Genomic DNA, 20,978 nt, shown 5'->3' on the forward strand with positions numbered 1-20,978 from the left:
TGTATCGATAGCACTGAAGGGGTACCGGCATGGGGCGGATGGCAAAAATAAGCGTGGCCAGTCTGGTCAGCTGCGGCGCGATGGCGGGATTGGCTGCTGCGGCGGGTTCGCCGGGCCCGACCGATCAGGTCTTCAAGGTGCCGGCGCTGGAGCAGCCAGCGGGTGTGCCGCAGGAGTTCGTACGTACCAAGAGCATGGAGGCCGGTCTGGCCATCCAGCCCGTTGCGATTGACCTGGGTGAGTGGGCAGGCCTGAAATCCACCCCTGAGTTACCTGTGCGGATCATGGGGGCCTCGCGCACCGTGCCGCAAGCCCAGTCGGCCACGCAGACGGCGCAGCTGCTGCAATGGCGCACATCGGCCAACGGCGGCGCCGTGGCGGCCTTGAGCGTGCGCTCTGGCGGTGCCCAGGGCATGCGCCTGGGCCTGGTGGTGGAGCAGTTGCCTGGCAGCGCGATGCTGCGCCTCTATACCGACCACCAGCCTTCGGCGGTTTTCGAGATCGCGGGCCAGCGCGTCATGCAAATCCTACAGGCCAACCTGGACGCGGGTGACCACAGCGAAGCAGGCCGCACCTGGTGGACACCCAGCAGCTCCGGCGAGCAAGTCACCCTGGAGATCGAGTTGCCTCCAGGCACCTCGCCAGCGCAGCTCAAGGTGTCGCTGCCGCAGGTCATGCACATCTACGAGAACCTGTCGCTGCCGCTGGGCACGGATGAGGTGGATGCTGCACAGCAGGACGCCAAGTCCCTGCCGCTGGGCAATCCGGTGGATTGCCATCTGGATGTGAACTGCTATCCCCAGCTGCAGCTGGAGCGCAAAGGCGTGGCCCGCATGGCCTATGTGACCGAACGCATGGCCGATGGCAGCTACTACTATGGGCTGTGCACCGGCAGCCTGCTCAATGACGCCCAGAGCTCGAGGACGCCGTATTTCCTGACGGCGGCGCACTGCATGTCGACCCAGACGCTGGCATCGGCGCTGGAGACTGACTGGTTCTATACCTCCACCCGCTGCTCCAGCAACAGCCTCTCCCCGAGCAGCGTGAACCTGCGCAATGGGGCCCAGCTGCTCTACAGCAGCGCCAACCCGGATGTCACCTTGCTCAAGCTCCATGACACACCGCCGGCTGGCGCCGTGTTCCTGGGCTGGGACAGCAGCATCGTGCCGAACAACACGCCTGTGGTCGGTGTGCACCACCCCGATGGCGGCTTGCAGAAAATCAGCATGGGGGTCATGTCCTCGCGCTATGACTGCCACCTCGATGGCAAGAGTGTGTTCTGCACCTCTGCGCCCAATTCCGGCAACTACTACTATGTGCCCTGGTCCATGGGCCTGACCCAGCAGGGCAGCAGCGGCTCGCCGCTGTTCAACAACGGCGCCGTGACCGGTGTGTTGACCGGCGCATCGGAAGCGAGCTGCCGCGCCAATGGTGCCGGTGCCTACAGCTTCTACCCCAGTCTGAACAGCGTGATGCCTGCCTTGCGCAAGTGGCTGGTGGATGCCGGTGGTGGCGCGACCACCCCTCCCGCATCGGGCCGCATTCCGGTTTACCGCTTCTACAACACGCAAAATGGCACGCACTTCTTCACTGCCAACGCGCAGGAGCGTGACGCCTTGATCCAAGGTGCCCCGAGCTTCCAGTATGAAAATATCGGCTTCTATGCGTCCACGCAGACGGCTGCAGCGCCACAGGCGGTCTACCGCTTCTACAACACCCTCTCGGGCTCGCACTTCTATACCATCAACGCCGACGAGCGGGCGTTTGTGATCGCGAACTATCCGCAGTTCAATGCAGAAGGGGAGGCCTGGTATGCGCGCCAGGCAGCGGGAGAGGGCTCGGTGCCCATGTACCGTTTCAACAATATCCTCACCGGTGCGCACTTCTACACCACCAATAGCGCAGAGCGTGATTTTGTGGAGCGGACCTATCCACAGTTCAGGTTCGAGGGCGTGGCCTACTACGTCTGGGGCAGCCAGTAAGGCGGCTGCACCGACCGCGCCTGACCGCCGGCTGGAGGGTGGTCAAGGCTGGGAATCAGCAGCGATTCATCAGCCTCGCTCGACGGGGCGCGATGGGTCGCTGCACCATTCGCTCCAGCTGCCGGCGAACAGCGCCGTCGGCGCGTAGCCGGCAATCTCCATCGCCATCAAATTGGGCAATGCGCTGACCCCGCTGCCGCACTGGTGCACCACCGTCTGCGGATCGTGCCCGGCCAGCAGTGCCTCGAACTCGGCGCGCAGTTCGGCAGCAGGTTTGAAGCGGCCGTCAGGTCCGATGTTTGTTGTGAACGGGCGGTTGAGCGCGCCAGGAATGTGGCCGGCCACCGGGTCCAGCGGTTCGACTTCCCCGCGGTAACGCGCCGGCGCACGCGCATCGATCACAGTCTGCTGTGCGCCCAGCGCCTGCTGCACCTCGCTGGCAGTCTTGAGCGTGCGCAGCGCCGGGCGCAGTTCAAAATTGCTTTGAAAATGGCTGGCAGGCTCGCCCGCCTCCACCGCACCACCCGCCGCCTGCCAGGCCTGCAGGCCGCCGTCGAGCACGGCCACGGCATCGTGGCCGGCCCATTTGAGCATCCACCACAGGCGGCCAGCATAGTTCACGCCATTGCGGTCGTAGACGACCGCCTGCATGTCGTTGCGAAAGCCGACCTGCGACAGCCACACCGCAAAGCGCTCCCGGCTGGGCAGCGGATGGCGGCCGCCGGAGGCTGGCGGGCCCAGGTCGGTGGCCGCAATGCTTTGGCCGTGGCTCAGGGCGCCATGCGGGGCGCTCAGGTCCTTGTCGAGATTGGCGTAGACGGCGCCCGCAATATGGGCCTGGGCAAACTGCTCGGCGCCAGCGGTTGGCTTGGTCAGGTCAAAGCTGCAGTCAAACACCATCACCTGCTGCGGGCTGGACTGCTGCAGCGCCTGCAACTGGGTGACCGTGATCAGGGTGGTGTAGGCAGCGGTAAGGGGGGTGGTGGCCATGGCAGAGCTCCAGGAAGAATCTTGCAAACATTATGTGGCAGTGCCGCGCCCGCTGCAGCCAACCTGGGTGGCATTACCATGCCGCAGGGCGTCTGCCTGGATCAGCGCTTGCGCAGTACCGTCGCGACGATGCCGCTGCCGACGATCAAGGCCATGCCCATCCAGCCGATGGCCGGAATCTGGTCGCCAAAGACGACGATGCTGAACAGGCCCGCAAACACGATGCCTGAATACTGCAGGTTGGCGACGACCAGTGTGGCGCGGCGCGTCGTGGCCGATCCGTAGGCGCGCGTCATCGCCAGTTGCGCACCGGCGGCCAGAATGCCGACGGGGATCAGCCACAGCGCGGGCCAGCCGGGGAAGCTGGAGGTGCCGACAAACAAGGTGGCCAGGCCGCCAGCGATGGCCGAACCCACGGCAAAGTAGAACACCACGCGCTGCTCGGGCTCGCCCATGCGCGACAAGGCCACCACCTGCATGTAGGCAAAGGCCGAGATCAGCCCGGACATCAGCCCCACCAGACCGGCAAACATCTGGTCGGCCTCGATATTGGGGCGCAGCATCAGGATGACGCCGCAAAAGCCACTGATCACCGTCAGTACCAGCGGAATATTCAGCGCGGGCTGGTCGCCCTCGCCCTTGGGGCGCCAGGTGAGCAGGGCGCTGCCCACAACAAAGGCCGCTACCCAGAGGCTGCTCATATAGTTCAGGGTCATCGCGGTGGCCAGCGGCAGCTTGCCGATCGCATAGAACCACATGCCCATCGACGTGACGCCGATGCAGCTGCGCCAGGCATGCATCCGGGGGTAGCGGGTGGTCAGGGAGATATTCTGGCGCCGGGTGAGCCACCAGATCAGTGCCATGCTGATGAGCCCCCGGTAGAACACGATCTCGGCCGCATTGAAATACACAGAGGCGAACTTGATGCACACGCCCATGAGTGCAAACATGAACGCGGCGGCCACCATCCAAAGGGCTTGCATGGGAAACTTCTAAATAAAAAAGCTGCTATCGCAAAGCGGAAGGGACCCTCTGCAAAACTCCCTGCCGTGGTCTGAACGCGGTCTCGGGCGATCCGCTGCGTTGTCTTTCTTGTCAATAGCTACGGCTATTGACTGCAAAAGACGCCTAGCGTCTCATCCCGATCCGCATCCATCCCGCTTGGCGAGGGTTATGCAAAGCGTCCCTGACAGCTATATAAGTCTAGAGCGGTCTAGACAGTTGGGAGTGCCTGGCTGTGGCAGATCACTTGTCTGGAACAGCGGCCTGCATCATACCCCGATACCACTCGTGGAAGTGCTGCATGCCGTCTTCCATAGGACTCTGGTAGGGGCCCACTTCGTTGTCGCCCCGCTCATACAAGGCCTTGCGGCCGGCATCCATGCGCTCGCCAATCTCGTCATCCTCGATGGCGGTTTCCATATAAGCGGCGCGCTGGGCCTGCACAAACTCAGGCTCGAAGGCGCTGATTTCCTCAGGGTAGTAGAACTCCACGACATTCAGGGTTCGGTCCACGCTCAGCGGGTGCAGGGTCGAGACCGTCAGCACATGCGGGTACCACTCCACCATGATGTGCGGGTAGTAGGTCAGCCAGATTGCGCCGTGTTCGGGCATTTTTCCGTCACGGTAGTTCAGCAGCACCTCATGCCAGGTCTTGTAGATATCCGAGCCGGGCTTCGCAAAGGTGGGCGCCACGCCCACCGTCTGCACCGAGTACTCCTTGGCAAACTCCCATCTCAGGTCGTCGCAGGTGACGAAATTGCCCAGTCCGGGGTGGAAGGGGCCGACATGGTAGTCCTCCAGATAGACCTCGATGAAGGTCTTCCAGTTGTAGTTGCACTCATGCATCTCGACATGGTTGAGTACAAAGCCGTCAAAATTCAGTGCAGCGGCCGGGCCCATGTTGGCAAGGTCTGCCTGGATGTTGCGGCCGTTGTCCTCGAACAGCAAGCCATTCCATTCCTGCAACTTGTAGTTGTTCAGGTTGAGACAGGGGTCCTGGGCAAAATGCGGCGCGCCCAGCAGCTCGCCGCTGGGGCTGTAGGTCCAGCGGTGCAGCGGGCAGACGATGTTGCCGCCGGCGCTGCCTTTTTGCTGGTGATTGAGCGAGCCACGGCCCTTCAGCATCACCGCCTGGCGGTGGCGGCAGACGTTGGAGATCAGCTCGGCCTGGCCCGCAGCATTGCGCACCAGCGCGCGCCCTTCCTTCTCATGGGGCAGGGCGTAGTAGTCGCCAATCTCGGGAATCGCCAGCTGGTGGCCCACGTACTTGGGGCCGTTCTGGAAGATGGTTTGCATCTCGCGCTCGAACAGCGCTTGATCAAAGTAGCTTGAAACTGGAAGTTGGCTTGCGGCCTGCTGCAGTTGAAGACTTAAATCAGACATGGGTGACCTGACCTAAAGACTCCCCACAGGGAGGGTGCGTGTGCGCACGCTGAGAAAAAATAAAACCGGCAGCAACAACAAAGGATGGCCGGTTTCGCGAAAAAAGGGATTATACCCAGTGGGGTTATTCCCGTTCCGTCCATGCGTGAATTGAGCCATGGTGACCTGGGTCGGCCACGGCTCATCCTCCCATCGACAGGCTGGCAATATTATCAAATTGATAGCTGTGGCCTCATATTTCACAATAGATCGCCGGGATCTTTTGTGGGAATTGGCCCCGGCCTGGGGTCCGCCGCCAGGCGGGCGGCGGCGGCTGCGCCCGCGTGTGCTTCTGCTGCGCCTAAAATCGAGCCTTTACATCCATGCACCAGGGCAAGCTGTTTGCCCTCTTTGCCCATGCCCAAGGCCACTGCTCCCAAGACGTCTGCCACGCCGGACCTGCCCGAACCCGACAACTACGAAAGTGCGCTGCAGGAGCTCGAAGGCCTGGTCGCCCGCATCGAATCGGGTCAGCTGCCATTGGGCGACATGCTGGCCGCCTACCAGCGGGGCGCTGTGCTGCTGGCCTTTTGCCGGGGCAAGCTCGAAGCGGTGCAGGACCAGATCAAAGTACTGGATGAGGGCCAGCTCAAGCCCTGGACCAGCGAGGAATAAGCGCTAACAATGACATCACCGCACGATAATTTTGCACTCTGGTGCAGCCAGGAACTTGCCCGCGTGGAGGATGCCCTCACACTGTGGATTGCTGCCGATGCCCCGGCCAACCTGGGCGAGCCGATGCGCTACGCTGTGCTCGATGGCGGCAAGCGCCTGCGCCCGCTGCTGGTGCTGGCAGCGGCCCAGGCCGCTGGCAGCCTGGCCGCAGGCCCCGCCGAGGCGGCCTTGCGCGCTGGCTGTGCGGTGGAGTTGATCCATGCCTACTCGCTGGTGCATGACGACATGCCCTGCATGGACGATGATGTGCTGCGCCGAGGCAAGCCAACGGTCCATGTGCAGTTCGGCCAGGCCCAGGCACTGCTGGCCGGCGACGCATTGCAGGCGCTGGCTTTTGAACTGCTGGTGCCCGAGGGCAGTGCCATCCCCGATGCAGTGCAGGCGCGCCTGTGCCGGCAGCTGGCGCTGGCGGCAGGCTACAACGGCATGGCTGGTGGCCAGGCGATCGATCTGGCCAGCGTCGGCAAGCAGCTCAGCCGTGAGCAGCTCCAGCAAATGCACAAGCTCAAGACAGGTGCGCTGCTCCAGGCCAGCGTCGAAATGGGCGCTACCTGCGCAGGTATCCAGGGCGCGGCCCTGGTCGCGCTGCAGCAATACGGCGCCGCGCTGGGGCTGGCCTTCCAGGTGATCGACGATGTGCTCGATGTGGTCGCCGACTCTGCGACGCTGGGCAAGACGGCCGGCAAGGATGCCGACCACGGCAAACCCACCTATGTGTCGCTGATGGGCCTGCAGGCTGCCCGTGACTACGCCCATGAGTTGCTGGCCGAGGCCCAGCAGGCGCTGGCGGGCAGCGGCCTGCCGCAGACGGCTGCGCTGGCGGCGCTCGCCGACATGGTGGTGCGCCGCAGCCATTGAGTAGGCCAAATGCGCCTGTGACCGCTTAACCGGCGTCAAGGCGCTAACATAGCCCCTTGCCATTCCAGTAAAAAAACTGCGCGGATGCTTCCGAGGTATGCGTAGCAAGTGACCAAACCATAGTATGTCCACGAAGACCTTTCCCCTGCTAGCCACCGTCAACGATCCGGCGGATCTGCGCAAGATGTCGCGCGCCGAACTCAAGACGCTGGCGCGTGAGCTGCGGGAGTTTGTGCTCGAGAGCGTGTCCAAGACCGGGGGGCACCTGAGCTCCAACCTGGGCACGGTGGAGCTGACGATCGCGTTGCATGCCGTCTATGACACGCCCCACGACCGCTTTGTCTGGGATGTGGGCCACCAGACCTACCCGCACAAGATCCTGACGGGCCGGCGCGACCGCATGCAGGGGCTGCGCCAGTGGGGCGGCATCTCGGGATTCCCGCTGCGCAGCGAAAGTGAATACGACGCGTTCGGCACGGCCCACTCGTCGACCAGCATCTCGGCGGCACTGGGCATGGCCGAGGCCTTCAAGATCAAGGGCAGCGATCACCAGGCCGTCGCCATCATTGGTGACGGGGCGATGACCGCCGGTATGGCCTTCGAGGCGCTGAACAACGCCGGGGTCAGTGATGCCAACTTGCTGGTGATCCTCAACGACAACGACATGAGCATCAGCCCGCCGGTGGGCGCGCTCAACCGCTACCTGGCGCAACTGATGAGCGGCCAGTTCTATGCCAAGGCGCGCGACGTGGGCAAGAGCGTGCTCAAGCAGGTACCGCCGCTCTTGGAGCTGGCCAAGCGCCTGGAGCAGCAGGCCAAGGGCATGGTGGTGCCTGCCACGTTGTTCGAGAACTTCGGCTTCAACTACATCGGCCCCATCGATGGCCATGACCTCGATTCGCTGATCCCGACGTTGGAAAACATTCGCCAGCTCAAGGGCCCGCAGTTTCTGCATGTGGTGACCAAAAAAGGCCAGGGCTACAAGCTGGCCGAGGCCGATCCGGTGGCCTACCACGGCCCGGGCAAGTTCGACCCGGCCATCGGCCTGGTCAAGCCCGCGACGCCACCCAAGCCGACCTTCACCCAGGTGTTTGGCCAATGGCTGTGTGATATGGCAGCGCAGGACGAGCGCCTGGTGGCGATCACGCCGGCGATGCGCGAAGGCTCGGGCATGGTCGAGTTTGAAAAGCGCTTTCCCAAGCGCTATTTCGATGTCGGCATTGCCGAGCAGCACAGCGTGACCTTCGCCGCCGGTCTGGCCTGCGAAGGGCTCAAGCCCGTGGTTGCCATCTACTCGACTTTCCTGCAGCGCGGCTATGACCAGCTGATCCACGATGTGGCACTGCAAAACCTGCCCGTGGTGTTTGCGCTGGACCGTGCCGGCCTGGTGGGTGCCGATGGCGCCACCCATGCCGGCAATTACGACATCGCCTTTACCCGCGCCATTCCCAACATGAGCGTGGCCTGCCCGGCCGATGAGCGCGAATGCCGCCAGCTGCTGAGCACCGCTTTTGCCCAGAACCATCCGGTGACGGTGCGCTACCCGCGCGGCGCCGGGGCCGGTGTGGCCCCGCTCGAATCACTGGAGGGCCTGCCCTTTGGCAAGGGCGAAATCCGCCGCCAGGCCCAGCCGGCCGTTGCGGGCCGTCCGCGCATCGCCATCCTGGCCTTTGGCAGCTTGCTCTACCCGGCCTTGCAGGCGGGTGAGGCGCTGAACGCCAGCGTGGTGAACATGCGCTGGGCCAAGCCGCTCGATACCGAGCTGCTGCAGCAGGTGGCGCAAAGCCATGAGGCCCTGGTCACCGTCGAGGATGGCTGCCTGATGGGCGGTGCCGGCAGCGCCGTGCTCGAGGCGCTGCAGCAACTGCACATCGATGTGCCGGTGCTGCAGCTGGGTCTGCCTGATGTCTTTATCGAGCATGGCGACCCCGTCAAGCTGATGGCCATGCAGGGCCTCGATGCCGCCGGTATCGAGCGCAGCATTCGCGAGCGCTTTGCGGTGCCGCAGGCCGCATCCGGCCAGAGCGCAGCCGCCTGATCTGCCGCCAGGCCCGCGCCTGGCGCATCGCGGCAAGCCCGGTCATGGCGTACCGGGCTTTTTGTTGCCTGCGAAAGCGCTGCGCCGGCACCGCTGCTGGTTCTGCCTCGCTTGTGGCGCAATGCGAACAAAATCCAGGGTCCTACGCTGGGGAAAACCCGCTGAAGTCACTTCTGCAACCATTTCTACAATTTGCAAAGCTAAAAGCGGCATGCGCCTATGGCAGGATAGCTACCTTTACTTTCTACAAATAATTGGAGACATACATGGATCGTCGTTCGCTTATCAAAAATGCCGGTATTGCTGGCGTGCTGGCTGCTGGCGTAGCGCCGGCGGTGCATGCGCAGGCAGCAGTGCGCTGGCGCCTGGCGTCGAGCTTCCCCAAGTCGCTCGACACCATCTTCGGCTCTGCCGAAAAGCTGTCCTCGGCCGTCAAGGCCATGTCGGGCGGCAAGTTTGAAATCTCGGTCCACCCCGCAGGCGAGCTGATGCCCGCGTTCGGCGTGGTTGATGCGCTGCAGGGCGACACCATCGACATGGCCCAGACGGCCGCCTACTACTTCACCGGCAAGGACCCGATCTTCGCATTCAGCTGCGCGGTGCCCTTTGGCCTGACCACCCTGCAGATGGCGGGCTGGAAGGACCATGGCAATGGCCGCAAGCTGCTTGATGCCTTCTTTGAAAAGTACAACTTCAAGACCGCATCGGCCGGCAACACCACCACCCAGATGGGCGGCTGGTACCGCAAGGAAATCAAGACCGTGGCCGACTTGAAGGGCCTGAAGATGCGCATGGGCGGCGGCGTGTTCGGCGAGGCCATGGCCAAGCTGGGCGTGGTGGCGCAGAACATGCCGGCCGGCGACGTCTACCAGGCGCTGGAAAAGGGCACCTTGGACGCCGTGGAATTCGTCGGTCCTTACGACGATGAAAAGCTGGGCTTCAACAAGGTCGCGCCGTTCTACTACTACCCCGGTTGGTGGGAAGGCTCGGCCGATCTGGAGTTCTTCATCAACATCAAGAAGTACAACGCGCTGTCGCCCGAGAACAAGGCCATCCTGGATGCCGCCACCCGCGTGGCAGCGGCCGACATGACCGCCAAGTACCAGGTGCTCAACCCCATCGCGCTGAAGAACCTGGTGGCCAACAAGACCCAGCTCAAGCCTTTCTCGAAGGAGCTGATGGACGCTGGCTTCAAGGCCTCTATGGAAACCTTTGCCGAGCACGAAGCGCGCTCGCCCGAGTTCAAGAAGATCCACCAGGACATGCGCGCCTTCCAGAAGGACCAGATCCTGTGGAACCGCTTCTCCGAGTACCCATTCAACCAGTACATGGCCCAGGTCAAACTCCCCTGATAGCCACTGGCGCCGGGCCTTTTGAGGCTTGGCAGTGCAAGGTGAGAGCCGCAGCTTGCTGCGGCTTTTTTGCGTCTGTGGGGCACAGGCAGGTGCTGGTGCTCCGCTGGCGTATTCAGAGGGGCTGCAGGGGGGCGGGCAGCCGGCGCATAGAAGAGGCTGGGCCCCGCTGCAGGCAGCCATAAAAAAAACCCTGGCAAGCCAGGGTTCGGGGGGATGGGCTGGGAGCCCTTTATTTGCTTTCGGCAGCGGGGGCGGTGCCCAACGAGTCCTGCAGGGCCTTGGCCGGGTCGTCCGAGCCATAGCCTTCTGCGGCAGGTGCTGGCACTGCACCTGCATCGCTACCGGTTGCTGCACCTGCATCGGCAGGGGCATCCGGGGTGGCAAACGGGTTGTCCCCGTAGCCGCCGTCCGCATTGCCCAGTTGGTTCATCATCTGCTCATTGACCTTCTGCATATCGACGGCTACCGGCTTATCCAATGCGCCGGTGACGATGCCGGGGAAGGCGATCAGCACACCCACCATGACCAGCTGGATCAGCACAAACGGCACGGCACCCTTGTAGATCTGCATCGTGGTCACCGGCTCGATGACCTTGTGCGTGACCCGGTCCACATACTGCTTGTCAGGCGCCACCGAACGCAGGAAGAACAGTGCAAAGCCGAAGGGCGGGTGCATGAACGAAGTCTGCATGTTGACCGCCAGCAGCACACCGAACCAGATCAGGTCGATGCCCATTTTGTCGGCCACCGGGCCGAGCAGCGGCACAACGATGAAGGACAGCTCGAAGTAGTCCAGGAAGAACGCCAGGAAGAAGATCATGATGTTGACCACGATCAGGAAGCCGGTCTGGCCGCCTGGCAGGCTGGTCAGCAGATGTTCCACCCACTTGGGGCCGTCAGCGGCCTGGAACACCAGGCTGAAGGTCGTCGCGCCAATCATGATGAACATCACAAAGCTGGCGAGCTTGGTGGTTGAGCCCAGCGCCTGCTTGAGCAGGTTCATGTTCAGGCGCTTGCGGGCAAAGCCCATGATCAGGGCAGCCATCGCACCCATCGCGCCGCCTTCGGTGGGCGTTGCAATGCCCAGGAAAATGGTGCCCAGCACCAGGAAGATCAGCAGCAGTGGCGGGATCAGCACAAAGGTCACGCGCTCGGCCAGCTTGGACAGCAGCCCCAGCTTGAAGATGCGGTTGATCGACGCGATCACGAACGCAATGAACGTACCGCCGCACATGGCCGTCACGATCTTTTCGTCGGTGGCCACATCGGTGACCAGCTTGCCTTCCCACCAGGTGTGGATGTCAGCCATATGGTTGGCCAGGAAGATCGCCACAATGGTCGACAGGCCCATCACGACGATCAGCGAGGTGTAGCCGGCGTTGCCATTGGCTTCGCGGTAGATACGGGCCTCAACAGGCAAGGCTGGCACCATCTTGGGTTTGAAGATCGCCAAACACGCGACCCACAATACATACAGACCCATCAGCATGAAGCCGGGGATGAAGGCGCCCTTGTACATGTCGCCCACACTCTTGCCCAGTTGGTCGGCCATCAGGATCAGCACCAGCGATGGGGGAATGATCTGGGCCAGCGTACCCGAGGCGGCAATCACGCCCGAGGCCAGGCGCCGGTCATAGCCATAGCGCAGCATGATGGGCAGCGAGATCAGGCCCATCGAGATGACCGATGCGGCCACCACGCCGGTGGTGGCGGCCAGCAGTGCGCCGACAAAGATCACGGCGAGCGCCAGACCGCCCCGGATCGGGCCAAAAACCTGGCCCACCGTGTCGAGCAAGTCCTCGGCCATGCCGCTGCGCTCCAGTATCAAACCCATCAAAGTGAAAAAGGGCACGGCCAGCAAGGTGTCGTTGGCCATGATACCGATCAGGCGCTGGGGCAGCCAGGCCATCACCGACGAGGGAAAGACATTGAGCTCAATGCCGATAAAGCCGAACATCAGGCCGGCAGCGCCCAGGCTGAACGCCACCGGGAAGCCGAGCAGCAGGAAGACGATCAGGCCCGCGAACATGATCGGGGCGTAGTTGGTAACGATAAAGTCCATGTGAGGTCCTCTGGCCGGCCTTAGACCTGGCGCGCGGCAGCTTGGGCTGCGGCGGCCTGCGCCTGCTTGATTTCAGCTTCGGCACGCAGTGCCTCTGCCAGCTCTTCCTCGGCGCTCTTGTCGCTGAGCTTGCCCATTGGATCGGGGCCGTCGCCGGTCAAAAAAGCGATGCGCTTGACCAGCTCGGACAGGCCCTGCAGCATCAGCAAGGTGATCCCGACAGGAATGGCGGCCCATACGGGCCAGCGGATCAGGCCGCCCGGGTTGCCGGACATTTCACCGGACTGGTACATCTGAATGACCACGGGCATGCTCAGCCACAGAATGGTCAGGCACAGCGGCGTCAGGAACAGCGCAAAGCCGATGATGTCGATCCAGACCTGCTTGGTCTTGGACAGGCGCGAGTTGATCACATCGATGCGGACATGCTCCCGGTGCAGCAAGGTGTAGCCGGCGGCCAGCAGAAAGGACCACGCGAACAGGTACCACTGCACTTCCAGAAAAGCGTTGGAACTGGCGTCAAAGGCCTTGCGGACAATGGCATTGGCCGCGCTGATGAAGGTGGCGGCAAAGATCAGCCATATCGAATATTTGCCGACGAAGGCGTTGAGCCTGTCTATGGCCCTGGATAGGGCGAGTAAAGCCTGCATGGTGTCTCCAATGGTTGGCTAGTCCTGTAATAAGTGCTCAATGCTGGTAAGCAAATGCACTTTTTCGAAAAGCACTGATTTTACGAATAACTATGCCTTTTGCCCTACAAATTGACGCGTCGATGTTGTGAACAGGAGCAAGGAAGAAAATTTTTTTGTGCGCCTGCCGCAAAATCAAGGGTAACTACTAGTGGAGCGGCATGGTGTCGGCATGTGCTGCTATCTATTTTCAAGCGACTGGCGGGCGTTCGCTACCGGTCAGACCCGTAGATCGCGGGCGCAGGGGGCGTTCGCCGCCGCTGCCGGTTCGACACGCAGGCGGGGTGCCGCCATGTACAATCTCGCGCGTACCTGGCAGTAGCGGCGGAGCTCTTGGGGGCCTGGCCTGCTGCCAAAACATTTTCCTTTTCTGTCTTTTTACGCACTACGGGTGCCTGGAGTCTGACCGTGAGTTCTTCGCAAAATAATGACGGTGATGAGCGCTTTGCCTTGGGCCTGGTTTTTGCCCTGATCATTTTGGTGGTGTTGGGTGTCGTCTGGTTCGGTGCTTACAAGGGCATCCATGGTGCCAAGTCCGGCAACGCCGCCGTGACCGCCACGGCGGATGGCGCCAAGCGCGGTGCGGTGCTGGGCGGTACCGTTCCAGCCGTAGCCGCCGCACGTGCTGCTGAGGCGGCCAATGCCGCTGGCGCGGCTGGCGCTGCTGCTGCCAACGGCGCTGCCGTGGTTGCCGACGACGCCGCCGCCGTGGTCATCGAAAACGGTGTGGTCAAGTTCTACTTCGCCACGGCCAAGGCCGAGCTGGCTGCGGGCGCCAACGAAGCGCTGGTGGACGTGATCGCTGGCGTCAAAGCCGGTCAACGTGCGGTTATCTCGGGCTACACCGATGCCACCGGCGACGCTGACAAGAACGCCGAGCTGGCCAAGCAACGCGCCTTTGCCGTGCGTGATGCGCTGCTGGCCCTGGGCGTGACCGAAGACAAGCTGGAGCTGAAGAAGCCCGAAGCGGTGGAAAACGCTGGCAACAATGCCCAAGCCCGCCGCGTGGAAGTGGTGCTGGCCCCTTAAACGGCCCACCTGGAACGACAAAGCCCGGATGCGTCCGGGCTTTTTTTTGTTGTTGGCGCCAGGCGCCAGAGGCTCTGGCGGTCAGCGCAAGACCGCAACGCCCTTGAGCTGGGCATGCACGAGCAGGCCCGGCGTCAGCTGCAACAGGCGCGCCGAGCGGGCAGACACCAGTGCCAGCAGATGGGGCGCGCCGTCGGCGCCACCGGGCGCCAGGCGCAACTGCACCAGCACCTGGCCCGGGCTGCTGGCCTGCATTGCCGTCACCACGGCTGGCAGGCTGTTGAGGATGGAACTGCCCGCCTGTGGCATCAGCGACAGGCTGACATCGCGTGCCATGACCCGCAGACGCAGGCGCTCACCTTGCTGGTAGTGGGCATCGGCCTGCGTCCAGTGCAATTGCTGTGGGGGGGTGCCCGGTATCTGCATCGACCACAGGTGGTCCTGCGTATCGTGGCCGCAGACCAGGCCTTCCAGGATGCTGGCCTGCTGTGCATCGGGCAAGGTTTTCGCAAGCGGTGTATCGAGCTGGCTCAGCAGCTCTGCCACCGGCCCCTGTGCCACCACACGGCCCGCCTGCAGCAGCACCACCTGGTCGGCCAGGCGGCCCACTTCGTCGATCGAGTGGCTGACATAAAGAATCGGCAGTTGGAGCTGCGCGCTGAGCTGGTCCAGGTAGGGCAGCACCTCGGCCTTGCGCTCGGCATCCAGCGCGGCCAGCGGCTCGTCCATCAGCAGCACGCGCGGGCTGGTGGCCAGCGCACGGGCAATGGCCACCCGCTGACGCTCACCACCCGACAAGGTCGCGGGCTTGCGCGCCAGCAGCGGGCCGATGCCCAGCAGCTCCACCAGCCGTTCCAGTTGCACGCGCTGGCGCGCCGCCGGTGTGCGGCGCAGGCCGTAGCGGATGTTGTCATGGGCACTCAGGTGCGGGAACAGGCTCGCCTCCTGAAAGACATAGCCCAGCGCGCGTTGGTGGGTGGGCAGCCAGTGGCCGCTGTCGTCGTCCTGCCAGCGCTCGCCATTGACAGAGACCTCGCCCTGGGCACGCTCCAGCCCGGCGATGGCGCGCAGGCAACTGGTCTTGCCGCAGCCCGAGGGGCCAAACAGCGCGGTGACACCCTGGCCGGGCAGCTGCAGATCGACCTGCAGCTGGAACGAGGCGCGCTGCAGCTGCAGGCGCGCGTGAATGCCGTTATCAGTGTTCTGGACGTGCGTCATAGCGGGCTCGCGTGGTTCTTGTCCCGGGGTTGCAGCCATTGCAGCGCCACCAGCACCACAAAGGCAAACACCACCATGCCACCCGCCAGCCAGTGCGCCTGGGTGTATTCCAGTGCTTCCACGTGGTCATAGATCTGTACCGAAACCACGCGCGTCTTGCCAGGGATATTGCCGCCTAGCATCAGCACGATGCCGAACTCACCGACGGTATGGGCAAAGGTCAGTACGGCAGCGGTGATGAAGCCGGGGCGCGCCAGCGGCAGCGCCACGCTGAAGAAGCTGTCGATGCGGCTTGCGCCCAGGGTGGCGGCCACTTCCAATGGGCGGCGGCCCAGGCCCTCGAATGCCCGCTGCAGCGGCTGCACTGCGAAGGGCAGCGAATAGACCAGCGAACCCACCACCAGCCCGGTAAAGGTAAACGGCAGATAGCCCAGGCCCAGCGCGTGGGTGAGCTGGCCCAGCGGGCCGTTGGGGCCCATCGTGATGAGCAGGTAGAAGCCAATCACCGTGGGGGGCAGCACCAGCGGCAACGTCACCACCGCGCCGATGGGGCCGCGCCAGCGCGATGGCGTATGTGCCAGCCACCAGGCCAGCGGCGTGGCCAGCACCAGCAGCAAGATCGTCGTGAAGCTGGCGAGCTCAAGCGTCAGCCAGATGGCGGCCCAATCGTCGGGGCTGAGAAAGGAAGTACTCACGGCAGGCGGGGGCTGGCAAGGTGGCAACAAGGGGGAGGGCGCTGCGCCCATGGTGCACGCACAGCGCGGCCGCGGCAAGCGGAATGTGTAGCTGGGCCAACGCGCTGAAGCCGCTGGCTCGCGGGTGGCATAAAGGCTGGCCGCTCAGCTTCCGTCTGGCTGACCAGGACCGGCCAGCGTGCGGGCGGGCTGCGTTCTCCGCCCGTCTCTTAAAACGCGTAGCCGTAGGATTGGATGATCGCGCGCGCCTTGTCACCCTTGAGGTATTGCATCAAGGCAGTAGCGGCAGCATTGTCCTTGGCGCTGTTGAGCAAGATCGCGTCCTGGCGGATGGGTTCATGCATGGCCGATGGAACGATCCAGGCCGAGCCCTCGCGCAGCTTGCCGTCTTCCATCACCTGCGACAGTGCCACAAAACCCAGCTGGGCATTGCCGCTGGCTGCGAACTGGTAGGTCTGGCCGATGTTCTCGCCTTGCACGATCTTCGGCGTCACCGCGTCGGTCAGGCCCAGGTGTTGGAGCGTTTCCATCGCGGCCAGGCCGTAGGGGGCCAGCTTGGGGTTGGCGATGGCAATGTGGCGGTAGTCGCCAGTCTTGAGCACGGCGCCCGTGTCGTCCACATAGCCGGCCTGCTTGCTCCACAGCACCAACTGGCCAATCGCGTAGGTGAAGCGGCTGGCGGCCACGCCCTTGCCTTCCTGGGCCAGCTTGGCCGGTGTCGTGTCGTCGGCGGCCAGCAAAATGCCAAATGGCGCGCCGTTGTTGATCTGCGCATAGAACTTGCCGGTGGCACCAAACGACAGCACCGCCTTGTGGCCGCTGTCCTTTTCGAACGCGGCGGCAATCTTTTGCATCGGCGCGGTGAAGTTGGCAGCGACGGCCACCGAGACTTCGTCGGCATGGGCACCGGTTGCGAAGGCTGCCAACAGGGACAGGGCGAGAGGGGCAAGGCGGTGTGCGGTCATGGCAGTCATCAGGTCGCTATTCTGTTAATGAATAGCGCGAGTGTAACGAGATTGCGGGGACCTGCCAAATGGTGGGGGGCATAGGCCGCCGCGTTGCCACGCTATTGCGCGCGCTGCATGTCTGGTGTGGCGATATGGGCATCTGCACCGGGTGGTAAAGCATGCGAAGATTCGCGCCATGATTCCCCAAGCATCGCTCGCCGCCGCGCTCTCCGAGAAGCGCTCTGACCGCCGCATCGACGTGCTGCGCCATATCCAGGATTGCGGCTCCATCTCGGAGGCCGCGCGCCGCGTGGGCATCAGCTACAAGGCGGCCTGGCAAGCCTTGGATACCTTGTCCAACCTGGCAGGCGTGGAGCTGGTGCAGCGCAGCGTGGGCGGCAAGGGGGGAGGGGGCGCCCAGCTCACGGCCGATGCCCTGCTGCTGCTCGAAGCGGCCAATGCCATGGGCCAGGCCCGCGAGCAATTGCATGTGCAGCTGGAGCATGCGCGGCAACTGCCGGTGGCCGCAGACCCCCAGGCGCGCACTGCCGGGGCTGCAGGCATCTCCGTCGCCACCACCTTGGCGCGTTTGCAGGTGATGACCAGCATGCGCAACCAATGGCCCTGCGTGGTGGCCCAGCTCAGCCGCAGCGGCCCGCTGGTGCAAGTCCAGCTGCAGGGCGCCGCTGCCGGGGCGCAATTTGGGCTGCAATCCCACATCACCGACGAGAGCGCGCAGCTGCTGGGCCTGCGCCAGGGCTTACCGGTGCTGGCCATGTGCAAGGCCACCGCAGTGACGGTGCAGGCCGCATCCGGGGCCACCGCGCTGGCGCCGGGCGGCAATGGCTGGCAGGGCGCCGTCACGCGTGCCACGCGGGGTGGCACGGTCCAGGAGCTGGCCGTGCGCCTGCAGTCCGGCGTGCAGCTGGTGGGTTTCAGCCGCCAGGCATCGTCGCTGCGTGTGCGTTCTGCGGTGCAGGTGACGGTGGAGCCCTCGGCCGTGGTGATTGCGCTGAGCGGGGAGTAACTGGCCTGCTTCTGGCACCCAGGCGCTTTATTCCATCACCAGGCGCTTGCGGGCTTTTCGGGTGGACTCGACGAAGGCTGCCGCTGCGGGCGATAGCCGGTCAAAGCGCAGCGCCGCCAGCGCGATGTGGCGGTGGTTGCGCGGCGCCAGCGGGCGGTAGACGACGCCGGCCGGTGGCGCAGGCAGTGCCAGGCGCGCGGCAATCGTCAGCGCATCGCCTTGGGCGACAAAGCCCATCATCGAGCTGAGTTGTTCAAACCGGTACAAGGTGTTGGGTACCGAGCCCTCCTCGCCCAGAAAGGCATCGACCCGGGGCCCCGAGCCTGCGGAGGTGCGGATAAAGGGCTGGCCATGGAAATCCAGCGCGCTGATGCGGGCCTTCTGGGCCAGGGGGTGCGCCGCAGGCAGCACGGCCACCAGCTCGTCTTCGAGCAGCGCTACGGTGTCAAAACGCTCATCGGGCAAGACCACAAAGCCCAGCTCCACGCGGCGCTCCAGCAGCCACTGCAGCACCACACTGTCCACCGCTTCTTCGATATGCACCTCGACCAGCGGATGCGCCTGCCGAAAGGCTGTCAGCAACTGCGGCAGCAGGCGCAGCGAGGAGGTTGCGCCAAACGACGCGATATGCAGGCGCCCGCGTGCCACGCCCTGCGCAGCCTGTGCTTCCTGCAGCAGTGCTTCTTGCTGCTGCAGCATGTCCTGGGCGCGCACCAGCAGGCGGCTGCCGACCTCCGTCAGGCTGACCGCTGCGCCGTCGCGGCTGAACAGGCTGACGCACCAAGCAGCCTCGAGCTGCTTGATCGCATGGCTCACCCCGCTTTGCGAGATGCCGAGCGCCGCTGCGGCGCGGGAAAAACTGCCCACCTTGGCCAGGGTGGCAAACACGTGGAGCTGGGTGAAGGTCATGGCGGAAACCGGGTACATGGCCTATGAGTATTTGCTCATTCGACCATCAATCGTGATTAGCGGATAGTAACAGCGCATGAACTCCTCCAAATACTCCACCCATCTGGGTCTTATCGGCATGGCGGCGCTGTGGGGCGCATCCTGGCCCTGGGGCCGCGTTGTGGCGCAGGCCATGCAGCCGCTGGCTGCGGCCAGCCTGCGCTTTTTGCTGGCCAGTGCCGTGCTGCTGCTGTGGCTGGGCCGCACCGGGCGCATGGGCCGTTTGCGCAATTTGGCCGGGCGCCAGTGGCTAGGGCTGGCGGCTGCGTCGGCGGTGGGCGTACTGGGCTACTCGCTGTTCTTCTTGCTGGCGCTCAAAACCGTGCCCGCAGGCAAGGCGGCGATGGTGGTTGCGCTCAACCCGGTGCTGACGATGCTGTTTGCGGTGCTGCTGTTTCGTGAACGCATCAATCTGCCCATTTTTATCGGCCTGGGGCTGGCGGTGGGCGGCGCCTTGTATGCCCTGAGCGGTGGCCATAGGGGCTGGGCCCAGGTTAGCGCTGCGGGGGCTGGAGAGTGGCTGCTGCTGGGCTGCGCGGCCTGTTGGGTGGGCTATACCTTGCTGGGCCGCCTGGTGCTGGCCAGCATCGATCCGCTCACCACGACGGCTGCGACCGCCAGTATCGGCGCGCTGTTGCTGCTGGGCGCCAGTCTGGTGGCGGAGGGGCCAAGCGCCTGGGCAGGCCTGGTGCATGTGCGCGCCGAGGTGTGGTACAGCCTGGTCGCGCTGGCGCTGGGGGCCACCGCGCTGGCCTATGCCTGGTACCTGAAGGGCGTGCAGGAGCTGGGCGCCGGGGCAGCGGCCGCCTATATGTCGCTGGTGCCCTTGTTTGGCATGCTGCTGTCCAGCCTGTGGCTGGCTGAGCCGGTCACGGCTTCCTTGCTGCGTGGCGGTGGCGCGGCGATTGCCGGGATGCTGCTGATGAATGCGGGCCGCATGCGGATGGCGCAGCGCCCAAAGCGCATCGCGCCAGGCAGTGCAAGGACCGGTTGATCGCGCGAGTGACTTGGCGGCTGGGCCGCTGCACAGGCCTGGCTTTTCAGCCCGGCCTTGCCGGTGTGCCGCTCACCGCAGGCGCAGCCCCCACAGCACATCCAGCACATGCTGGGTGGAAGGCTCCACATAGCCGGCGCGGTGGGCCATGCCCAGCCGGCGCCACAGCGCTGGGCGCAGCGGGCGCATGGCGATGCGCGCATCCGGCGCAGGGGCAGTGGCCTCGTGCGGCAGCAAGGTGGCGCCGTAGCCGGCGGCGACCAGGCTCTTGATGGCATCGTTGTAGTTCAGTGCAATGCGTGGCACCGGGTGGTGGCCGCCGGCGGCAAACCATTCGCTGGTCTGGCCTGACAGGCGTGTGCTGGCATCGTTGAGGATCAGGGGCTGGCTGGCAAGCCACTGGGGCGTGATACGGGCTGGGCTTTTCCAATCGGCAGGCACAAAGGCCATCACAGGATCGCGGCGCCAGGGTTTGATCACCAGGCCAGCCACGGCCGGCTGGGGCAGGGCCGTCACCCCCACATCCAGGCTGCCATCGACCAGCCGCGCCAGTGTTTCTTCCGAGGTCTGGACACTGATCTGTACGTCAATGCCGGGATGCTGGTCGCGCAGCACGGCGAGCGCCTGCGGCAGCAGATGGGCGATGACGCCGGTCGAGGCGCCCAGCCGCACCCGCCCTTCCAGCCCTTGCACCTGGCGTTGTATGTCGCTCAACGCCTGCTCGGCATCGCCCAGCAGACGGCGGGCGCGTGCGACCAGCACTTCTCCAATCGCAGAGGGCCTGACCTGGCCACGCTTGCGCGACAGAAGCGGCGCGCCAATGCGCTCCTCCAACTCGGCGATATGCAGGCTGACCGTGGGGGGTGCCAGGTGCAGGCGGTGGGCGGCCTTGATGAACGATCCCTGGTCGGCAATCGCCACCAAGGTGCGCAAACGGTCCAGGCTGATTTCTCGCATCGCGGCTCCAAATTCAGAAAAGCTGAATGTCTGGTTTATGAAATTCAACTTTCATTATTCTAGAGCGCGGCGGAACATAGCGGCTTCATC

Annotated in this window: 18 protein-coding genes; 8 read left to right on the forward strand and 10 right to left on the reverse strand. The window is 64.1% G+C overall.

The features are described 5' to 3' along the window. Nucleotides 1-38 precede the first annotated feature (38 nt). A complete protein-coding gene (locus MJ205_RS04425) occupies nt 39-1,982 on the forward strand; it encodes a trypsin-like peptidase domain-containing protein (RefSeq protein WP_239811359.1) in 1,944 nt (647 codons plus the stop codon). Between the two features lie 69 nt (nt 1,983-2,051). Here MJ205_RS04425 and MJ205_RS04430 read toward each other — a convergent pair whose 3' ends face one another. The 3 genes from MJ205_RS04430 to MJ205_RS04440 all read right to left on the reverse strand — a co-directional run bounded on the left by MJ205_RS04430 (nt 2,052) and on the right by MJ205_RS04440 (nt 5,357). Then, nucleotides 2,052-2,972 carry a sulfurtransferase gene (locus tag MJ205_RS04430; RefSeq protein ID WP_239811360.1) on the reverse strand — a complete coding sequence of 307 codons (921 nt, stop codon included), beginning with the start codon at nt 2,970-2,972 and terminating at the stop codon, nt 2,052-2,054. Between the two features lie 101 nt (nt 2,973-3,073). After that, nucleotides 3,074-3,955 carry a DMT family transporter gene (locus MJ205_RS04435; protein ID WP_239811361.1) on the reverse strand — a complete coding sequence of 294 codons (882 nt, stop codon included), beginning with the start codon at nt 3,953-3,955 and terminating at the stop codon, nt 3,074-3,076. 262 nt (nt 3,956-4,217) lie between these two features. Continuing rightward, nucleotides 4,218-5,357 (reverse strand): aromatic ring-hydroxylating oxygenase subunit alpha, encoded by a 1,140-nt coding sequence (locus tag MJ205_RS04440; RefSeq protein WP_239811362.1) that lies wholly within the window; start codon nt 5,355-5,357, stop codon nt 4,218-4,220. 396 nt (nt 5,358-5,753) lie between these two features. Between MJ205_RS04440 and MJ205_RS04445 the strand changes: the two genes are divergently transcribed. The 4 genes from MJ205_RS04445 (at nt 5,754) to MJ205_RS04460 (ending at nt 10,319) form a co-directional block, all read left to right on the forward strand. Beyond that, nucleotides 5,754-6,011, forward strand: a complete 258-nt coding sequence (locus MJ205_RS04445; protein ID WP_239811363.1) for an exodeoxyribonuclease VII small subunit — start codon at nt 5,754-5,756, stop codon at nt 6,009-6,011. Nucleotides 6,012-6,020: 9 nt separating this feature from the next. Beyond that, the gene (locus tag MJ205_RS04450) at nt 6,021-6,929 is read left to right on the forward strand and encodes a polyprenyl synthetase family protein (RefSeq protein WP_239811364.1); all 909 of its coding nucleotides are present in this window, start codon (nt 6,021-6,023) and stop codon (nt 6,927-6,929) included. A gap of 124 nt (nt 6,930-7,053) precedes the next feature. Next, the gene (dxs, locus tag MJ205_RS04455) at nt 7,054-8,967 is read left to right on the forward strand and encodes a 1-deoxy-D-xylulose-5-phosphate synthase (protein WP_239811365.1); all 1,914 of its coding nucleotides are present in this window, start codon (nt 7,054-7,056) and stop codon (nt 8,965-8,967) included. Between the two features lie 266 nt (nt 8,968-9,233). Next, nucleotides 9,234-10,319, forward strand: a complete 1,086-nt coding sequence (locus MJ205_RS04460; protein WP_133858059.1) for a TRAP transporter substrate-binding protein — start codon at nt 9,234-9,236, stop codon at nt 10,317-10,319. A 232-nt stretch (nt 10,320-10,551) separates the two neighbouring features. On the opposite strand, the gene MJ205_RS04465 is transcribed toward MJ205_RS04460, so the two are convergent. Further along, nucleotides 10,552-12,384, reverse strand: a complete 1,833-nt coding sequence (locus MJ205_RS04465; protein ID WP_239811366.1) for a TRAP transporter large permease — start codon at nt 12,382-12,384, stop codon at nt 10,552-10,554. A 20-nt stretch (nt 12,385-12,404) separates the two neighbouring features. After that, entirely contained in the window at nt 12,405-13,034 is a 630-nt protein-coding gene (locus MJ205_RS04470) for a TRAP transporter small permease subunit (RefSeq protein ID WP_230771442.1), read from the reverse strand. Between the two features lie 447 nt (nt 13,035-13,481). Between MJ205_RS04470 and MJ205_RS04475 the strand changes: the two genes are divergently transcribed. Beyond that, complete coding sequence (locus MJ205_RS04475) at nt 13,482-14,102, forward strand: OmpA family protein (RefSeq protein ID WP_239811367.1); 621 nt, start codon at nt 13,482-13,484, stop codon at nt 14,100-14,102. Between the two features lie 81 nt (nt 14,103-14,183). Here the strand turns inward: MJ205_RS04475 and modC are convergent, their stop codons facing one another. From modC to modA, 3 genes are all read right to left on the reverse strand, one after another. After that, the gene (modC, locus tag MJ205_RS04480; protein ID WP_239811368.1) at nt 14,184-15,320 is read right to left on the reverse strand and encodes a molybdenum ABC transporter ATP-binding protein; all 1,137 of its coding nucleotides are present in this window, start codon (nt 15,318-15,320) and stop codon (nt 14,184-14,186) included. After that, nucleotides 15,317-16,015 carry a molybdate ABC transporter permease subunit gene (gene modB / locus MJ205_RS04485; RefSeq protein WP_239811369.1) on the reverse strand — a complete coding sequence of 233 codons (699 nt, stop codon included), beginning with the start codon at nt 16,013-16,015 and terminating at the stop codon, nt 15,317-15,319. The genes modC and modB overlap by 4 nt, the downstream gene beginning before the upstream one ends. A 209-nt stretch (nt 16,016-16,224) precedes the next feature. Beyond that, nucleotides 16,225-16,980, reverse strand: a complete 756-nt coding sequence (gene modA, locus MJ205_RS04490; RefSeq protein WP_239811370.1) for a molybdate ABC transporter substrate-binding protein — start codon at nt 16,978-16,980, stop codon at nt 16,225-16,227. A 178-nt stretch (nt 16,981-17,158) separates the two neighbouring features. Between modA and MJ205_RS04495 the strand changes: the two genes are divergently transcribed. Beyond that, on the forward strand, nt 17,159-17,989 hold the full coding sequence (locus tag MJ205_RS04495; RefSeq protein ID WP_239811371.1) for a TOBE domain-containing protein: 831 nt from the start codon (nt 17,159-17,161) through the stop codon (nt 17,987-17,989). 27 nt (nt 17,990-18,016) lie between these two features. Here the strand turns inward: MJ205_RS04495 and MJ205_RS04500 are convergent, their stop codons facing one another. Next, a complete protein-coding gene (locus MJ205_RS04500; protein WP_239811372.1) occupies nt 18,017-18,898 on the reverse strand; it encodes a LysR family transcriptional regulator in 882 nt (293 codons plus the stop codon). Nucleotides 18,899-18,974: 76 nt separating this feature from the next. Between MJ205_RS04500 and MJ205_RS04505 the strand changes: the two genes are divergently transcribed. After that, nucleotides 18,975-19,931 carry a DMT family transporter gene (locus MJ205_RS04505; protein WP_239811373.1) on the forward strand — a complete coding sequence of 319 codons (957 nt, stop codon included), beginning with the start codon at nt 18,975-18,977 and terminating at the stop codon, nt 19,929-19,931. 72 nt (nt 19,932-20,003) lie between these two features. On the opposite strand, the gene MJ205_RS04510 is transcribed toward MJ205_RS04505, so the two are convergent. Continuing rightward, nucleotides 20,004-20,888, reverse strand: a complete 885-nt coding sequence (locus tag MJ205_RS04510; protein WP_239811374.1) for a LysR family transcriptional regulator — start codon at nt 20,886-20,888, stop codon at nt 20,004-20,006. Nucleotides 20,889-20,978: the final 90 nt, after the last annotated feature.

It is taken from the genome of Comamonas sp. B21-038, assembly GCF_022387135.1.
Classification (GTDB): domain Bacteria; phylum Pseudomonadota; class Gammaproteobacteria; order Burkholderiales; family Burkholderiaceae_C; genus Comamonas; species Comamonas sediminis.